This is a genomic window from Shewanella sp. FeAMO (assembly GCF_053653955.1).
The window spans coordinates 226,475-244,178 of sequence record NZ_CM132201.1 but is presented as its reverse complement, the minus strand read 5'-3'; the positions used below and the strand labels follow the sequence as shown (position 1 = coordinate 244,178).

Here is a 17,704-nt window from a genome sequence, read left to right as displayed (position 1 = left end):
TGAAAAAGTCCGATGCAAATGAATGACATCGAACAGATTATAAAAGGCAGAGGTAAAATTTAAGATAGGCTGGTGCTGATAGGCAGATTCGAACTGCCGACCTCATCCTTACCAAGGATGCGCTCTACCACCTGAGCCATATCAGCATGCAAATTTGGAGCGGGCAGCGGGAATCGAACCCGCGTTATCAGCTTGGAAGGCTGGAGTAATACCATTATACGATGCCCGCGCAACCTACTTAAGGCTACCTACTTACCTTGAAAATGGTGGAGGGAGAAGGATTCGAACCTTCGAAGGCGGAGCCGTCAGATTTACAGTCTGATCCCTTTGGCCACTCGGGAACCCCTCCGATAAAATTGGTGCCGGCACCAAGAGTCGAACTCGGGACCTACTGATTACAAGTCAGTTGCTCTACCAACTGAGCTATGCCGGCACTTCATTTCGGTAGCGGATATTAGGTAAATGTTGGGGCGAGTGCAATAGGAAATTGGCTTTTTTTCGAAAAAAAGCCCTGAATGGTGCTTTTTTACTCTGACACTACGTAGGTATTCAACTCCTTCTTAACCCTCTGTACACGGGATAAACAATTCGGCTTGGCATAGGGATTTTTTATTGTTCATGAATAATTCATGGTGTACTGTGCCTTGCCTGAGCAGAGGAAATCAGATGACAACAGCCAACTCAATTCAACAGGCATTATATATGCCGTTTCACCGCCAGCAATGGGCTGAACTTCGCGAGTCGGTGCCTTTGACCTTGAGCGAAACCGAATTGAAAAAGCTGCGGGGGATTAATGAAAAGGTTTCCCTCACTGAAGTTACCGACATCTATTTGCCCCTCAGTCGTCTGCTTAACTTGATCGTTGGCGCCAAGCAGCAAAGAGGTTTGGTGTTAAATGAGTTTTTGGGGCAAACCCCGGCCAAGAGTCCTTACATTATCAGTATTGCCGGCAGTGTCGCCGTTGGGAAAAGTACCACAGCCCGTATCCTGCAGGCACTTTTGAGCCATTGGCCCGAACACCCTAAGGTCGATCTGATTACTACGGATGGTTTTCTCTACCCGCTGGCCGAGCTGAAACAAAAAGGGTTGTTGCAGCGTAAAGGCTTTCCGGAAAGCTATGACATGAAACTATTGGTGGAGTTTATCGCTGCCATCAAGTCAGGCGCCGAATTGGTCGAGGCTCCGCTATATTCCCACATCAGTTACGACCGTCTCCCCGAAGTGCAGCAGGTCAGACAGCCGGACATTTTGATCCTGGAAGGCTTGAATGTACTGCAGACAGAGCTGGATTCTCCCGTGAGTATCAAGCGGCCATTTGTTTCTGATTTCGTGGACTTCTCTATCTATGTAGATGCGGACGAATCACTGCTGAAACATTGGTATATAGATAGGTTCCTGCAGTTCCGGCATACGGCTTTTGCCAATGAGCGATCCTACTTCCACCACTATGCCAAGCTGAGCGATGCCGAAGCCGAACATATAGCCGCCAATATCTGGGACACCATCAATGGCCCGAACCTGAATCTGAATATTGAGCCCACCCGCGAACGGGCACATCTTATTCTGAAAAAGGGTCAGGACCACCTGATGGATAAAGTGCTGCTGCGAAAATAATCAAGCGCCGCGTAAGCTGATTTCCCCGCCGACAAAATGCTGTGTGCCTGTATCTGTCTGCAGAATAACGCCACCTTGCTCATCCACTCCCAGGTAGTGGCCGCTAATTTGCTGTTCACCCAGCAGCAATTTGACCTGTTGACCGGCAAAGATATCGGCACTCTGCCACCTGGTGCTGAATGCAGCCAATCCCTGAGTCTCAAACAGCTTAATATCTTTCAATAACTGTTGGTGGAGATTGATAGCCAACTCAGTCTTGTCCGGCATAGATTCAAGTCCACTGAGATCGCTCCAGGGTTGATCCAGTTGTTCACCCAGTTCAGCAGGCATAGCCATATTCAGGCCTATCCCGATCACCAGATCGCATTCGCTGTCGGCAGTACCACTCATTTCAATCAGCACACCGGCAAGTTTACGGCCATCGAGATAGATATCGTTGGGCCACTTCACTCCCAAACCGGCAATACCGAAAGACTCCAACACGCTAACCAGTGAACAGGCAACCACCAGACTCAAGCCCATCGCCTGAGAAAGGCCTTGAGAGAACTGCCAGTACATAGAGAAATAGAGGTGACTGCCGTAGGGCGACAACCACTGGCGTCCTCTACGCCCTCGTCCGGCATATTGGTACTCGGCAATACAGAGATCGCCATTACTCAATTCATCGACATGGTTGAGCAGGAATGTATTGGTACCACCGAGTTCATCAAAGTAGAAACAACGGTTATCTATAGCGGAAAGCAAACGCGGCTTATCGATAAGATGCAGGCTTCTCGCCAACTTATAGCCTTTACCTTTCACGCTGAAGATATCGATCCCAAAGGCAGTCAAGGCACTGATATGTTTGCTGACAGCCGTACGGCTGACACCGAGCTGTTCGGCCAGCTTTTCGCCGGAGACAAACTCACCCTGCTGCAACAGCTGTAATATTTCCCGCTTGCGCTTCCACTGTTCGGTCATCGTCAGAGACTCCTCTCTCCTGTTGCCGCAAAAATTCGCGGTTCGGGCTGCAATTCGACACCGAAGCGCGCTTGCACTTGCCGGATAATTTCCCGCGCCAAATTAGCCACATCCTTACCCCTGGCACCACCTTTATTCACCAATACCAGGGCTTGCTTATCATGGACAGCTGCCGCTCCCATCTGGAAACCTTTCAAACCTGCCTTATCGATAAGCCAGCCTGCGGCCAACTTAACAGTACCATCCTGCTGAGCATAACCCACCAAATCAGGAAAGCGTTCGGCCAACTTAAGATAGTCGGCAGGAGCAACTACAGGATTCTTGAAAAAGCTGCCAGCATTGCCAAGCACTACAGGATCCGGCAGTTTTTCCTGACGAACCTGACATACCCGCTCAAAAATCATGGTCGCGGTCACCTCAGTCTCTTCAGCGAGCGACTGCAACGGCCCATAACTCAGTTTGGGCTGCCAGGCTTTAGGCAATTTCAAGCCGACAGAGGTGATCACAGCCTTCCCCTTGAGCTGATTTTTGAAAATTGACTCACGATAGCCAAAATCACAATCAGCGGCCTCGAGACGAGTTAGCGCGCCGGTCTGCAGGTCTAGATACTCGACCCAGTCACACAACTGGCACAGCTCAATTCCATAGGCGCCTATGTTTTGAATAGGCGCAGCACCAACTGTCCCCGGGATCAGAGCCATATTCTCAAGCCCCGGTATCCCCTGCTTAAGCGTTTCACAAACCAAATCGTGCCAGTTTTCACCGGCGGCAACCTTTAGATAAAAATGCTCTTGATCCTCACAGACATCGATTCCCTTGGTAGCGATTTGAATCACAGTCCCTTGATAATCCTCAAGCAGCAATAGATTACTGCCACCACCGAGGATCAACATAGGAATCTCATCGTCCTTATGCTGCATGCAAGCCTGGACAAGCTCCGCGGTAGAACTCACTCTGATGAGTTCCCGACAGCAACAGTCGATTCCAAAAGTGTTCAAAGATTTAAGGGAGTGGACTAGAGTTGGCATCTAAAGCTTTCACCGCAAATAAAAGCAGCATTGTAACGGGATTAGCCTGCTATTTCAGCCGTAAAACACCCACAAGCGAATATCCAGCAGCAAGCTACTCGGCTGCTACCGACTCAAAGCTGGATTAAGGCAAATCTCACAGGCCCTAACGCAAAAAAGCCATCTTATTCAGGTGACTTCTCTACTTAAGTCTCGAGTACCTTCATTGAGGATACTGGTCGGATTAAATCTCTGTGCTCCAGAGACTGGATAAATCTGCCCAGACAAGCGGGTCAATCTATTCTCAATATCTCCACAGCACCATCTCACATGGGGGCGAAAGACATCTGTTCATCAAGCACAGCTTGATAGATGGCTGTAGCGCGAAGCAGCTTGGCTGCGAGCTGAGGGGCACACACTGCGCCAGCAGCTTTGGGCTGCATGTTAAGTCGTGCTCGCTGGAAACGAGACAAACAAAAAAGCCCTAGCATTTAGCTAGGGCTTTTTTGTTACTGTTTTGTCTCCACTTTTTTTAAAAAGTGAAAATAAAATTGGGCGTCTGGCGATGACCTACTCTCACATGGGGAGACCCCACACTACCATCGGCGCGATTGCGTTTCACTTCTGAGTTCGGGATGGGATCAGGTGGGACCACAATGCTATTGTCACCAGACATATTCTTACTGGTTAATTGTCCGTCTGACGGTATTGTTTCCTCGCTACGCTGCTCATGTACTTCAGTACACTGCGCGGCTCGCTCGTCACGGCTTTGTCAGCCAAACTATTACCTGCGTCATTAACCTTTGTTCTTCAATTCAGAAAGCTGTTGCTTTGAAATATGGTGGTCGCTACTGGGATCGAACCAGTGACCCCCTCCTTGTAAGGGAGGTGCTCTCCCGGCTGAGCTAAGCGACCGGTATTCTTGGCTGTGCTCTTTTCAGAGCCTGAGTTCAAACTTCAATCAAGTATCGACTTCTTCAAGTCCGTAAAACCCATCTGGGTTGTATGGTTAAGCCTCTCGAGTCATTAGTACAGGTTAGCTCAACGCCTCGCAACGCTTACACACCCTGCCTATCAACGTCCTGGTCTCGAACGGCTCTTCAGAGGGCTCCAGGCCCTAGGGATGACTCATCTTGGGGCTCGCTTCCCGCTTAGATGCTTTCAGCGGTTATCGATTCCGAACGTAGCTACCGGGCAATGCCATTGGCATGACAACCCGAACACCAGCGGTTCGTCCACTCCGGTCCTCTCGTACTAGGAGCAGCTCCCCTCAATCATCCAACGCCCACGGCAGATAGGGACCGAACTGTCTCACGACGTTCTGAACCCAGCTCGCGTACCACTTTAAATGGCGAACAGCCATACCCTTGGGACCGACTTCAGCCCCAGGATGTGATGAGCCGACATCGAGGTGCCAAACACCGCCGTCGATATGAACTCTTGGGCGGTATCAGCCTGTTATCCCCGGAGTACCTTTTATCCGTTGAGCGATGGCCCTTCCATTCAGAACCACCGGATCACTATGACCTGCTTTCGCACCTGCTCGACGTGTCTGTCTCGCAGTTAAGCTGGCTTATGCCATTACACTAACCGTACGATGTCCGACCGTACTTAGCCAACCTTCGTGCTCCTCCGTTACTCTTTGGGAGGAGACCGCCCCAGTCAAACTACCCACCAGGCACTGTCCCTAACCCCGATTAGGGGCCCAGGTTAGAACATCAACACTACAAGGGTGGTATTTCAAGGTTGACTCCAACAAGACTGGCGTCTCATCTTCATAGTCTCCCACCTATCCTACACATGTAGGGTCAATGTTCAGTGCCAAGCTATAGTAAAGGTTCACGGGGTCTTTCCGTCTAGCCGCGGGTATACGGCATCTTCACCGCAATTTCAACTTCACTGAGTCTCGGCTGGAGACAGCGTGGCCATCATTACGCCATTCGTGCAGGTCGGAACTTACCCGACAAGGAATTTCGCTACCTTAGGACCGTTATAGTTACGGCCGCCGTTTACCGGGGCTTCGATCATGAGCTTCTCCGAAGATAACCCAATCAATTAACCTTCCGGCACCGGGCAGGCGTCACACCGTATACGTCATCTTGCGATTTTGCACAGTGCTGTGTTTTTGATAAACAGTTGCAGCCACCTGGTATCTGCGACTCCCGTCAGCTCAGAGAGCAAGTCTCATCACCAACAGGAGCGTACCTTCTCCCGAAGTTACGGTACCATTTTGCCTAGTTCCTTCAGCCGAGTTCTCTCAAGCGCCTTGGTATTCTCTACCCGACCACCTGTGTCGGTTTGGGGTACGATTCCTGCTAACCTGAAGCTTAGAAGATTTTCCTGGAAGCATGGCATCAACCACTTCATCCCCGTAGGGACTCGTCGTCAGCTCTCAGTGTATGTGTGCCCGGATTTGCCTAAGCACACCACCTACTACCTTAAACGCGGACAACCAACGCCGCGCCGGCCTAGCCTTCTCCGTCTCTCCATCGCAGTTAGCAGAAGTACGGGAATATTAACCCGTTTCCCATCGACTACGCCTTTCAGCCTCGCCTTAGGGGTCGACTCACCCTGCCCCGATTAACGTTGGACAGGAACCCTTGGTCTTTCGGCGAGGGGGTTTTTCACCCCCTTTATCGTTACTCATGTCAGCATTCGCACTTCTGATACCTCCAGCGTGGGTTACCCCTTCGCCTTCAACGGCTTACAGAACGCTCCTCTACCGCACTGATGCAAGCATCAGTACCCGTAGCTTCGGTGAATTGCTTAGCCCCGTTACATCTTCCGCGCAGGCCGACTCGACTAGTGAGCTATTACGCTTTCTTTAAATGATGGCTGCTTCTAAGCCAACATCCTAGCTGTCTAAGCCTTCCCACATCGTTTCCCACTTAGCAATTACTTTGGGACCTTAGCTGACGGTCTGGGTTGTTTCCCTTTTGACGACGGACGTTAGCACCCGCCGTCTGTCTCCCGGATAGCACTCTTTGGTATTCGGAGTTTGCAAAGGGTTGGTAAGTCGGGATGACCCCCTAGCCTTAACAGTGCTCTACCCCCAAAGGTGTTCGTCCGAGGCGCTACCTAAATAGCTTTCGAGGAGAACCAGATATCTCCCGGTTTGATTGGCCTTTCACCCCCAGCCACAAGTCATCCGCTAATTTTTCAACATTAGTCGGTTCGGTCCTCCAGTTGATGTTACTCAACCTTCAACCTGCCCATGGCTAGATCACCGGGTTTCGGGTCTACACCTAGCAACTATACGCGCAGTTAACACTCGGTTTCCCTACGGCTCCGCTATTCGCTTAACCTCGCTACTAAATGTAAGTCGCTGACCCATTATACAAAAGGTACGCAGTCACGGTCTCAAGAACCGCTTCCACTGCTTGTACGTATACGGTTTCAGGTTCTATTTCACTCCCCTCACAGGGGTTCTTTTCGCCTTTCCCTCACGGTACTGGTTCACTATCGGTCAGTCAGGAGTATTTAGCCTTGGAGGATGGTCCCCCCATATTCAGACAACATATCACGTGTGCCGCCTTACTCGATTTCATCTCTGGTTAGTTTACATGTACGGGGCTATCACCCTGTGCCGCTGTGCTTTCCAACACATTCCACTAACACCCCAAAGACTTAAGGGCTAATCCCCGTTCGCTCGCCGCTACTTGGGGAATCTCGGTTGATTTCTTTTCCTAAGGGTACTTAGATGTTTCAGTTCCCCTCGTTCGCCTCACTAAGCTATGTATTCACTTAGTGATGACAGCTTATGCTGCCGGGTTTCCCCATTCGGACATCGCTGGCTCAAATGCTTGTTACTAGCTCACCAACGCTTTTCGCAAGTTACTACGTCCTTCATCGCCTCTGACTGCCAAGGCATCCACCGTATACGCTTGGTCGCTTAACCATACAACCCGGATGAGTTTTCATTTCGCTTGTCAGTACTCATGTTGTCGTTATTGTGCTTTTCATTCGTCAGTCATGTAGCGCTGCTACACTCCTTCCTCACTCAAATCACCGCTTAGACACCATGTCGCCTGACTGCGCTACCTTATCGGTAACATAGCGGAAAACACGGGTTGTATTGCAACCAGCTTAGGTTTACTTGTCTCACCTCCGGGTTAAGGAAGTGGACTCGCCTTGAAGAATTTCCAAAACACTTGATTGAAGTGTTTGAGAACTCAATTTGTATGCATCAATTCCAACTCCTAAGAGTGGTCTTGATGTCTACTATCAGCTTTCCAAATTGTTAAAGAGCGGGCTTAAAAAAGCCAAAGATAAATACTGACTTATCTTTGGCGTCTCTCGTCCTTTGTAGAGTGACGGTTCCAGCACTTCCAAGGGAAGTGGTGGAGCTATGCGGGATCGAACCGCAGACCTCCTGCGTGCAAGGCAGGCGCTCTCCCAGCTGAGCTATAGCCCCGTTTCTTTGCGGTTCTTTTTACCGATTTCGTTGTTAGCCTTCGCCTCTTCGCTCAGTCATTTAGTTAACTAAACTCCTTCACTCATCGCTCGGCTGCCTCGAACTCAATAAAAATCTCTCGCAAACAGTCTTGAACATTGACCTGTTCACTTCTTCGACACCAGTCAAGGCAAACAGGGAGGAAGTTTACTGGAGTAAACGACGACCTGTTTAACGCAGAATAGCGGAAGAATTGGTGGGTCTGAGTAGACTCGAACTACCGACCTCTCGCTTATCAGGCGAACGCTCTAACCACCTGAGCTACAGACCCCCATGCTCTACTTCTTTTATCAAGCAATCTGTGTGAACACTCAAAAGCACCAATTATCGCTTAGGTAAGGAGGTGATCCAGCCCCAGGTTCCCCTAGGGCTACCTTGTTACGACTTCACCCCAGTCATGAACCACACCGTGGTAAACGCCCTCCCGAAGGTTAAGCTATCTACTTCTGGTGCAGCCCACTCCCATGGTGTGACGGGCGGTGTGTACAAGGCCCGGGAACGTATTCACCGTGGCATTCTGATCCACGATTACTAGCGATTCCGACTTCATGGAGTCGAGTTGCAGACTCCAATCCGGACTACGACCAGCTTTATGGGATTAGCTCCACCTCGCGGCTTCGCAACCCTCTGTACTGACCATTGTAGCACGTGTGTAGCCCTACTCGTAAGGGCCATGATGACTTGACGTCGTCCCCACCTTCCTCCGGTTTATCACCGGCAGTCTCCCTAAAGTTCCCGGCATGACCCGCTGGCAAGTAAGGATAGGGGTTGCGCTCGTTGCGGGACTTAACCCAACATTTCACAACACGAGCTGACGACAGCCATGCAGCACCTGTCTCACAGTTCCCGAAGGCACTGAGGTATCTCTACCAGATTCTGTGGATGTCAAGAGTAGGTAAGGTTCTTCGCGTTGCATCGAATTAAACCACATGCTCCACCGCTTGTGCGGGCCCCCGTCAATTCATTTGAGTTTTAACCTTGCGGCCGTACTCCCCAGGCGGTCTACTTAATGCGTTAGCTTGAGAGCCCAGTGTTCAAGACACCAAACTCCGAGTAGACATCGTTTACGGCGTGGACTACCAGGGTATCTAATCCTGTTTGCTCCCCACGCTTTCGTGCCTGAGCGTCAGTCTTTGTCCAGGGGGCCGCCTTCGCCACCGGTATTCCTCCAGATCTCTACGCATTTCACCGCTACACCTGGAATTCTACCCCCCTCTACAAGACTCTAGTTTGCCAGTTCGAAATGCGGTTCCCAGGTTGAGCCCGGGGCTTTCACATCTCGCTTAACAAACCGCCTGCGCACGCTTTACGCCCAGTAATTCCGATTAACGCTCGCACCCTCCGTATTACCGCGGCTGCTGGCACGGAGTTAGCCGGTGCTTCTTCTGCGAGTAACGTCACAGATGTAAGGTATTAACTTACACCCTTTCCTCCTCGCTGAAAGTGCTTTACAACCCGAAGGCCTTCTTCACACACGCGGCATGGCTGCATCAGGGTTTCCCCCATTGTGCAATATTCCCCACTGCTGCCTCCCGTAGGAGTCTGGGCCGTGTCTCAGTCCCAGTGTGGCTGATCATCCTCTCAGACCAGCTAGGGATCGTCGCCTAGGTGAGCCTTTACCTCACCTACTAGCTAATCCCACCTGGGCTTATCCATCAGCGCAAGGCCCGAAGGTCCCCTGCTTTCCCCCGTAGGGCGTATGCGGTATTAGCAGTCGTTTCCAACTGTTATCCCCCACAAATGGGCAAATTCCCAGGCATTACTCACCCGTCCGCCGCTCGTCATCTTCAAAAGCAAGCTTTTGAAATGTTACCGCTCGACTTGCATGTGTTAGGCCTGCCGCCAGCGTTCAATCTGAGCCATGATCAAACTCTTCAATTAAAGTTTTGGTTGAACCCGAAGGTTCTGCTCAATGAATTCTGTTCGTATGAACACTCTTCATCGAGTTAAATCGTTTTGTCGATTTCTCAATGCCTGTGAGTGTCCACACAGATTGCTTGATAGATTGTTAAAGAGCAGGACCGCGATGGAGCCATCGGGTCAGGGCTGCGTATTCTACGCTTTCCCTTAAGTTCGTCAAGAAGTTTTTTATCACCATTTTGACGCCAACCTTGGATTATCTGGGAGTTAACTTCCATCGTCCCGGTCAGTGGATGCGCATTATAGGGAGGCCAGCCGATAGCGCAAGTGCTTTTTGACAGCTTCGGCGCCAAGCGTCCACCTTTTAACCGTAGCGGCTATTTACTGGTCTTTTCCCTTTAAAAACTTGCTTTAAAGGCCCTGCTTATGTTGAAAAATGAGAGCAAAGGTCATTTTTTCGGCATCAGTCTGGTTTAAAGGTAAATAATTCATTACCATAGTTGCCGCTGTTAACAGTAATTTATCAATTCTTCTTCACAGAGAACATTTTTATGCAAAAGTCATTTTTGATTGTGCTGGGCATCGCCATTCTGGGCGCGCTTGCGATATACCAGCTCATGCCTCAACTGCCTGCATTTTTGGCCTTCCCTGTTGGTGCACTCCTTGCCGCTGCAGTTTATGCCTTCACATCCAGCCCAAGTCAGGTTCAAGCTAAAACACAAGAAGCTTACAATGGCCCAACCATGACTCTCTATGTAGGTAATCTGCCTTATAGAGCTCACGATACTGAAGTTAAGTCATTGTTTGAGGAATATGGCCCGGTGAATTCGGTTCGCTTGGTCAGAGATCGCAAGACCGGCAGACGTAAAGGATTTGGTTTTGTGGAAATGTCAGAGTCCGGCGCTCAAAAAGCGATGACCAAATTGAATGACTTCATCTTTCAGGAGCGCACCCTGAAAGTTCGTGAAGCCAAATCACAAGATTCAGATAAGCAGGAATAGTCGTTCTATGTCATCACGCTGGTCGAGGCCTTGGCCGTTTGAGTAAAACCATACTCGGCCAGCGTTGATTTCAATCCTTCGGTAATTTTCTCACTGGTGTAAAAGGCCCACTCACTATCTGCTTGTTGTGAGGCAGTCGGCTCCTGCTGATATTGCAGCAGACTCTTTACCCGTTTCGCTATCGCCTCGCCGGAGTCCAATAGTTCAACATCATCACCCAGTATTTGTTGTAGCTCAGGCTTCAGCATAGGGAAGTGCGTACAACCAAGCACAAGCACATCCAGTTCACTGTAGATAACAGGTTGCAGTAACTTCTTTATTGCTGCGACATCTATAGCCAGCCCAGCCGCCTTGGCCTCCGCAAGCAGCACCAGTTCAGAACAGCCAAAGAGCTCTACCTGGCAATCACAGGCAAAGTGGTTGATCAACTCTTTGGTGTAAGCCCTTTTGACCGTGCCAGGTGTGGCCAACAAACCTATATGCTTGCGTTTGGAGATGGCTGCCGCCGGTTTAATAGCCGGGACAACACCTACAACCGGGATTGTTAGCTGAGCTCTCAACTCGGGAAGTACCAAGGTACTGGCTGTATTACAGGCAATGACCACTATCGCGGCATCTATCTGCTTGGCCATGGTCACAACCAAATCCACGCATCCGCTTATCAACTCGGCTTCCGCCAACTCACCATAAGGCAAGCGCGCGTTATCAAACAGATAGCAATACTGTCTCTGTGGTAATAGCTTGCGGATCTCCCCAAGCACAGACAAGCCACCTATGCCTGAGTCAAAAACCAGTATGGGTCGCGACAAATTGAGCCTCTAAGCGATATACAAAGGGTGTCGTGGCTTGAAGCCACAACGGCGGATGAAACGCTATTTTTTCATAGCTTGGACAAAAGCACAAAGGTGCGAAACTGGACATCAGCGCCACGTAGTATAATATTTGCGCCCCGTTTGAAGCCAAGAGTGAATATTATGAATTTAGAAGCAATGGACCCAAGTCAATATGATGCGCAGCTGGAACAAAAGCGCCTCAAACTGGAACAGGCCTTTGCCCGCTTCACTCCACCGGCACTCGAAGTGTTTCCCTCAGCGCAGCAACACTACCGCATGAGAGCAGAATTCCGGGTTTGGCATGACGGGGATGATCTCTACTACTATATGTTTGACCAACAGCAAAAAGCCAAGGTTCGTTGCGATCAGTTTCTGCCCGCCAGCGCGCTAATCAATCAAATGATGCCGGCACTGATGGCCGAGCTGCGCCCCAACAGCATACTGAGACACAAGCTGTTTCAAGTAGACTTCCTCTCTACTCTGTCTGGCGAGATTTTGGTATCACTGCTGTATCACAAGCAGTTGGATGATAACTGGCTCAATGAAGCCAAGGCGTTGAAACAGAGACTCGAGAAAGAGTTCAAGGTCGACATCATAGGTCGAGCCCGCAAGCAAAAGTTTGTGTTGGACAGAGATTTCGTCATCGAACGTCTGCAAGTCAACCAGCAGGAATACATCTATAAACAAGTGGAAAACAGCTTCACCCAGCCCAATGCCCAAGTGGCAACCAAGATGTTGGAGTGGGCGATAGACTGTACCCGTCACAGTAGTGGCGATCTGCTTGAGCTTTATTGTGGCAACGGTAACTTCTCTATCGCCCTAGCACAAAACTTCAACAAGGTGCTGGCAACCGAGTTAGCTAAACCCTCGGTCGATTCCGCTCAATACAATATTGAGCAAAATGGCACTGAGAACCTGCAGATCATTCGTATGTCGGCGGAGGAGTTTACCCAGGCCATGACGGGGGAGCGTAGCTTCAGGCGTCTGGAAGGAATTGACCTCAAGAGTTACGACTGCAACACCATCTTTGTTGATCCACCGCGAGCCGGCCTAGATCCCGATACTGTCAATCTGGTGCAGGGCTATGAGTCCATCCTCTATATTTCCTGCAACCCGCAAACCCTGGCCGACAATCTCGAACAGTTGAGTCACACTCACGAGATCAAACGCTTTGCCCTGTTTGATCAGTTCCCTTATACCGACCACATGGAAGCGGGCGTATTGCTTTCCAGGAAAAGCCTATAGATTAGGATGAGACTGGTGTAGCAAGCCCAATAAGACACTAACCGATAGGATAAAAGACTCCAGAACCTGCAAAGCTACTAGCAAAACGGCTTTGCTGGCGCTGCATAAGCGTCACCTTCCAGTTCTCCTCTCCTTTTTAACTGCAGTTAAATAGGGGAGGACTACCAAAGCAACTCAAAGAGATGTGGGACAGCACAGATGAAGCTGACGCCTAGCTCAATGGAACCTCTGGAGGCAACAAGTCAGAAAGAGCGGTATCAGGCCGTTACTCCAATTTGGCCAGTGTCTTAAAAACCATCTTCATGGCATAGTTGCTTCTGCGGCTCATCCGTTACACACCTGCCAACTGGAAGGTATGAACAACAAATCAAACTACGGAAGCGAATGGGCTATGGCTACCGGGATACCGAATACTCCTTTCTGGAAGTCAGAGTGGCATTCCCCAGAGTTCCACGATGAACCAAACAAAAGGGCCCCGAAAGGCCCTTTTGTTTTGGCAAATGTTTATCAGCGGCTATCACGCTTTTGCTGCAACGCTTCTGCGCCCGTTGCCACCATTCGCAGCTGAGTCACCAGTCGGTCGGCCAGAATCTTGCGATCGGCACGTTTCATATCCAGGGCGGCGGCGCCGGCATTGAACACCAGAGTCACCAATGCCTCGGCCTGTGCCCTGGCCAACTCAGGGCTGCGGCCGGCGGTGTCCTCGGTGTAGTGTGCCAGTTCCGAGATAAAGTGTTCAATCTCCCGCGCCACAGCGGCACGAAAGGCGGCCGAGGTGCCCGAGCGTTCATGCAGCAGGATCCTGAATACGTTGGGGTTGGATTCCAGTACTTCCATAAAGGTGTCGACCGAGATGCGGATAACACTGCCGCCGGCTTCGGCGCGCTGACGTCCCTTACGCATCATCTGTCTCAGCGTCAGGCCACCTTCATCGACCATGGTCAGCCCCAGTTCATTCATATCCTTGAAATGACGGTAAAAAGAGGTTGGCGCTATATTGGCTTCCCTGGCCACTTCCCTAAGACTCAGGCTGGAAAAACTGCGCTCGGCACTCAGTTGATTGAATGCTGCATCCACCAAGGCGCGGCGGGTTTTCTCTTTCTGCTGTGCTCTGATACCCATCTTTATTCCATTCACTGGATCTGTTGCGCAAATAATACAGGCTTTACTCAATAATCACATCCTCGGCTGGTGTCACTGTGATTGTGCTCCAATAGCAACTTAGCGTACACTTGTTAGCTTAAAGCGTTTTGGAAGTCATCATAATGAAAAAACCTCCCCTCATCTGGACCAACCTGATCCTCTTCCTGCTGACGTTTGCCGGTGCCTGTATTCTGGTGCCTTGGCGAGGCATCAGCCATGGCTTTGAGCTCAGCGAGTGGCTCACCTTCGTACTGTTGGCCTTCGCCAGTGGTTTGTCTATCACCGCCGGTTACCATAGGCTGTGGTCACATAAGGCTTATAAGGCTCACCCGGCCGTGCGTTTCCTGTTTGCCTTGGGCGGTGCGCTGGCGTTGCAGAACAGTGCCTTGCATTGGGCTTCGGATCACCGTATCCATCACAAGCATGTGGATGACAATGACAAGGATCCCTACTCAGCGAACATGGGTTTCTGGTACAGCCATATTGGTTGGATGCTCAGGGAATATCAGGCACAACGTTATCACGACTATAACAACGTCAGAGATCTGCAAAACGATGCCATAGTCATGTGGCAGCATAAGCATTATCTGCTGCTGGCGCTATTGATGAATGTGGGCCTCCCCGCTCTGCTTGGTTGGTTGAACGGCGATATCCTGTCGATGTTGCTGCTGGCTGGGCTGCTCCGCTTGGTGGTAGTGCATCACTGCACCTTTTTTATCAACTCGTTGGCGCATATCTGGGGTAAGCAACCCTATACAGACCGTAACACCGCCCGAGACAACGGTGTGCTGGCACTGTTTACTTATGGTGAGGGTTACCATAACTTCCACCATATCTTTGAAAACGATTACCGCAATGGTATCCACTGGTGGCATTACGACCCCACCAAGTGGTTGATCCGTTTCCTGTCCTGGTTTGGCCTGACCAAAGACCTGCGCAAGAGCCCTCAGGAGCGCATCGAAGCCGCCAAACTGCAGATGCAACTCAAGCGCGCCCAGAATAAAGTAGCCCATCTGCCCAATTGCGAGGAAATCCTGGAAAAGCTGCAGGCAGAATACGAGGAATTGAAGAGCCACTTGCTGGCCTACTTTGAAGCCAAGAAGGCACTGCTTGAGGCCCGCAAGCAGCAGTTGGCGGATAAGCATCTGCTGTCTCAGGTGGCGGAAATGCGTTTACGTTTTCGCGCCCAACGAAAACAATGGCGCCAACTGCGAGCCAGCATAGCCTAAAACCTTGTCGTAGCCTCCCAAGGCCTGGCGATCGGCTTAACAGAATTTACCTGAGTTGTGAAACGGTCGGCTTGTACTGCGGCCGTTTCTGTTTATGATCAGGGGTTATTTCAATCACTCAGGGACCCGGCTATGTCAGATCAGTCAGTAAAACTCACGGAATACAGCCACGGCGCAGGTTGCGGTTGCAAGATTTCTCCCAAAGTCCTCAGCACCATTTTGGCGTCTCAACTGCCGGACTTTAAAGATCCCCGCCTGTTGGTCGGCAACCAGAGCCGGGATGATGCGGCCGTGTATCAGTTGGATGATCACACGGGCATTATCAGCACCACAGACTTCTTTATGCCGATAGTCGATGACCCTTTCACTTTCGGCCGTATCGCTGCCACCAATGCCATCAGCGATATCTATGCCATGGGCGGCAAGCCTATTATGGCAATTGCCATTCTCGGCTGGCCGGTGAACAAGCTGTCACCCGAGATTGCCCAGCAGGTAGTGGATGGCGGACGCCAAGCCTGCATGGATGCCGGGATCATGCTGGCCGGAGGCCATAGCATAGACGCGCCTGAGCCTATTTTCGGCCTGGCAGTCACCGGCACAGTGGCGCTGGAGCACCTCAAGCAGAACGATACCGCCAAGGCGGGTGACAAGCTCTATCTCACCAAACCTCTGGGAATTGGCATACTGACCACGGCACAAAAGCAGAAGAAGCTGGCGCCACAGGACGTCAATATCGCCCCCGAAGCTATGTGCCAACTCAATAAGATAGGTGCCGAAGTCGCCAAGATAAGCGCGGTTCACGCCATGACAGATGTGACGGGCTTTGGTCTGGCAGGCCACCTGCTGGAAATGTGTCAGGGTTCCAACCTCAAGGCCAGCATAGATACTGCCAAACTGCCGTTGCTGGAAAAAGCCTCCGAGTATCTGGCTATGGGCTGTATCCCGGGCGGCACCCACAGAAACTTTGACAGCTACGGTGAGCACCTCCCCGAGGTTTCCGAGCAACAAAAAGCCTTACTGTGCGATCCGCAAACCAGCGGCGGCTTACTTATCGCCGTCGGCGCCGAGGGTGAGGCAGAACTGCAGCAACTGCTGACCGGTCAAGGGCTGGAGCTACACTGCATAGGTGCGCTCGACTGCCGCGACGATAGTCAGCAGTGGGTGGAGCTTATATGAGTCGACAGATAATCGCGCCTGCAGAGTACCGGGAGATCTTCCTATCCGATCGTCCCCTGGTCGATCTGCGGGCGCCGGTTGAGTTTGCCAAGGGTGCCTTTCCTGCCAGCACCAACCTGCCATTGATGAACGACAGCGAAAGGCAGAAGGTGGGCACCTGTTATAAAGAGCATGGACAGGCTGCCGCCATAGAACTCGGCCATTCGCTGGTCAAAGGCAAGATCAAGGCCGCACGTATTCAAGCCTGGCTGGATTTCTTCAGCGCCCACCCTGATGCCAACCTCTACTGTTTTCGGGGTGGTCTGAGATCTCAGCTGACCCAGCAATGGATCCGCGAGGCCGGTCTTGAAGTGCCCTATATTCAGGGCGGCTACAAAGCGATGCGCCAATACCTTATCGATACCATAGATAACACCCCGCAGCAGCAACAGTTGTTGATCCTCAGCGGTATTACCGGCTCAGGCAAGACAGAGTTTATTCTCAGTCGCAGCGAGTCAGTGGATCTGGAGGGCACTGCCAATCACAGAGGGTCGAGCTTTGGCAAGAATGTCACGCCGCAGCCCAGTCAGATCAATTTTGAAAACAGCTTGGCTCGGGAACTGTTGAGGCATCAAGAGAGGCAAGAGTCCTGCCTGCTGCTGGAAGATGAAAGCTTCCTGATTGGCCGCCGCGCCATACCCAAAGTCTTCTTCAGTGCCATGCAACAGGCCCAGGTATTGGTGCTGGAAGAGCCACTGGAGGCCAGACTCCCTCGCCTTCTGGATGAGTATGTGCACAAGATGCAGCGGGGTTTTGAACAGCATTATGGCGCCGAAGAAGGCATGGCGGTGTTCGGCGCCTATCTGCGTCAGAGTGTCGAGGGCATACGTAAGCGCCTTGGGCACCAGCAAACTGATCAACTGTTGCAGTTGGTCGACTCAAGCTTGCAGACCCAGCTGCAGCGCAACACTACAGAGCAACATCTGGAGTGGATCTCACTGCTGCTGGAGAAGTATTACGACCCCATGTATCAGTACCAGCTGGAGAAAAAGGCCGAGCGGATCATCTTCCGCGGTGACCGCCAGGCCATTCATCAGTGGCTGGATGAGAGGCGGTCAAACCGCTCCGAATGAATTCAAAAGCAAGAGAGATTCAATCCGAAGAGCCCGGCAACTGCCGGGCTCTGTCCGTTATCTCCTACCTT

At 51.2% G+C, this 17,704-nt stretch carries 10 protein-coding genes, 7 tRNA genes, 3 rRNA genes and 1 pseudogene; 7 read left to right on the top strand and 14 right to left on the bottom strand.

What is annotated here, in order from left to right:
- Nucleotides 1-70: 70 nt before the first annotated feature.
- The 4 genes from ACWAU4_RS01135 to ACWAU4_RS01120 all read right to left on the bottom strand — a co-directional run bounded on the left by ACWAU4_RS01135 (nucleotide 71) and on the right by ACWAU4_RS01120 (nucleotide 433).
- Nucleotides 71-146: transfer RNA gene (locus ACWAU4_RS01135), tRNA-Thr, on the bottom strand.
- A gap of 9 nt (nucleotides 147-155) precedes the next feature.
- Nucleotides 156-229, bottom strand: a tRNA-Gly gene (locus ACWAU4_RS01130).
- Nucleotides 230-264: 35 nt separating this feature from the next.
- A tRNA-Tyr gene (locus ACWAU4_RS01125) sits at nucleotides 265-349 on the bottom strand.
- An 8-nt stretch (nucleotides 350-357) separates the two neighbouring features.
- Nucleotides 358-433: transfer RNA gene (locus ACWAU4_RS01120), tRNA-Thr, on the bottom strand.
- 233 nt (nucleotides 434-666) lie between these two features.
- On the opposite strand from ACWAU4_RS01120, the gene coaA reads away from it, so the two are divergent.
- Nucleotides 667-1,614 (top strand): type I pantothenate kinase, encoded by a 948-nt coding sequence (gene coaA, locus ACWAU4_RS01115; RefSeq protein WP_025012139.1) that lies wholly within the window; start codon nucleotides 667-669, stop codon nucleotides 1,612-1,614.
- On the opposite strand, the gene birA is transcribed toward coaA, so the two are convergent.
- The 8 genes from birA to ACWAU4_RS01075 all read right to left on the bottom strand — a co-directional run bounded on the left by birA (nucleotide 1,615) and on the right by ACWAU4_RS01075 (nucleotide 9,915).
- Nucleotides 1,615-2,574 (bottom strand): bifunctional biotin--[acetyl-CoA-carboxylase] ligase/biotin operon repressor BirA, encoded by a 960-nt coding sequence (birA, locus tag ACWAU4_RS01110; protein ID WP_454290416.1) that lies wholly within the window; start codon nucleotides 2,572-2,574, stop codon nucleotides 1,615-1,617.
- A 2-nt stretch (nucleotides 2,575-2,576) separates the two neighbouring features.
- Nucleotides 2,577-3,602 (bottom strand): UDP-N-acetylmuramate dehydrogenase, encoded by a 1,026-nt coding sequence (gene murB, locus ACWAU4_RS01105; RefSeq protein WP_044733355.1) that lies wholly within the window; start codon nucleotides 3,600-3,602, stop codon nucleotides 2,577-2,579.
- A gap of 536 nt (nucleotides 3,603-4,138) precedes the next feature.
- A 5S ribosomal RNA gene (rrf, locus tag ACWAU4_RS01100) occupies nucleotides 4,139-4,254 on the bottom strand.
- A gap of 166 nt (nucleotides 4,255-4,420) precedes the next feature.
- Nucleotides 4,421-4,496 (bottom strand) — tRNA-Val (locus tag ACWAU4_RS01095).
- A 90-nt stretch (nucleotides 4,497-4,586) separates the two neighbouring features.
- Nucleotides 4,587-7,479, bottom strand: a 23S ribosomal RNA gene (locus ACWAU4_RS01090).
- A gap of 440 nt (nucleotides 7,480-7,919) precedes the next feature.
- Nucleotides 7,920-7,995, bottom strand: a tRNA-Ala gene (locus ACWAU4_RS01085).
- A 233-nt stretch (nucleotides 7,996-8,228) separates the two neighbouring features.
- Nucleotides 8,229-8,305: transfer RNA gene (locus ACWAU4_RS01080), tRNA-Ile, on the bottom strand.
- Nucleotides 8,306-8,370: 65 nt separating this feature from the next.
- A 16S ribosomal RNA gene (locus ACWAU4_RS01075) occupies nucleotides 8,371-9,915 on the bottom strand.
- The 16S, 23S and 5S rRNA genes sit together here with 3 tRNA genes alongside, the layout of an rRNA operon.
- Nucleotides 9,916-10,445: 530 nt before the next feature.
- Here ACWAU4_RS01075 and ACWAU4_RS01070 point away from each other — a divergent pair.
- On the top strand, nucleotides 10,446-10,895 hold the full coding sequence (locus ACWAU4_RS01070) for an RNA recognition motif domain-containing protein (protein ID WP_025010662.1): 450 nt from the start codon (nucleotides 10,446-10,448) through the stop codon (nucleotides 10,893-10,895).
- Nucleotides 10,896-10,900: 5 nt separating this feature from the next.
- On the opposite strand, the gene murI is transcribed toward ACWAU4_RS01070, so the two are convergent.
- Nucleotides 10,901-11,704, bottom strand: a complete 804-nt coding sequence (gene murI / locus ACWAU4_RS01065) for a glutamate racemase (RefSeq protein ID WP_096142453.1) — start codon at nucleotides 11,702-11,704, stop codon at nucleotides 10,901-10,903.
- A 165-nt stretch (nucleotides 11,705-11,869) separates the two neighbouring features.
- Here murI and trmA point away from each other — a divergent pair, with 165 nt between their 5' ends.
- Both trmA and ACWAU4_RS01055 read left to right on the top strand, forming a co-directional pair.
- Nucleotides 11,870-12,973, top strand: a complete 1,104-nt coding sequence (gene trmA / locus ACWAU4_RS01060) for a tRNA (uridine(54)-C5)-methyltransferase TrmA (RefSeq protein ID WP_045283934.1) — start codon at nucleotides 11,870-11,872, stop codon at nucleotides 12,971-12,973.
- Between the two features lie 229 nt (nucleotides 12,974-13,202).
- Nucleotides 13,203-13,541 (top strand): annotated as a pseudogene (locus ACWAU4_RS01055) (transposase); the annotation flags it as partial.
- On the opposite strand, the gene fabR reads toward ACWAU4_RS01055, so the two are convergent.
- Complete coding sequence (gene fabR / locus ACWAU4_RS01050; protein WP_025010659.1) at nucleotides 13,481-14,095, bottom strand: HTH-type transcriptional repressor FabR; 615 nt, start codon at nucleotides 14,093-14,095, stop codon at nucleotides 13,481-13,483. The pseudogene ACWAU4_RS01055 and the gene fabR sit on opposite strands and share 61 nt — an antisense overlap.
- A 143-nt stretch (nucleotides 14,096-14,238) precedes the next feature.
- Here fabR and ACWAU4_RS01045 point away from each other — a divergent pair, with 143 nt between their 5' ends.
- From ACWAU4_RS01045 to mnmH, 3 genes are all read left to right on the top strand, one after another.
- Nucleotides 14,239-15,345, top strand: coding sequence for an acyl-CoA desaturase (locus tag ACWAU4_RS01045; protein ID WP_025889498.1), 1,107 nt, complete (start codon nucleotides 14,239-14,241; stop codon nucleotides 15,343-15,345).
- 132 nt (nucleotides 15,346-15,477) lie between these two features.
- Entirely contained in the window at nucleotides 15,478-16,521 is a 1,044-nt protein-coding gene (gene selD / locus ACWAU4_RS01040; RefSeq protein ID WP_045283933.1) for a selenide, water dikinase SelD, read from the top strand.
- A complete protein-coding gene (gene mnmH, locus ACWAU4_RS01035) occupies nucleotides 16,518-17,633 on the top strand; it encodes a tRNA 2-selenouridine(34) synthase MnmH (protein WP_025010657.1) in 1,116 nt (371 codons plus the stop codon). Before selD ends, mnmH begins: the two co-directional genes overlap by 4 nt.
- The last annotated feature ends 71 nt before the right edge of the window (nucleotides 17,634-17,704 follow it).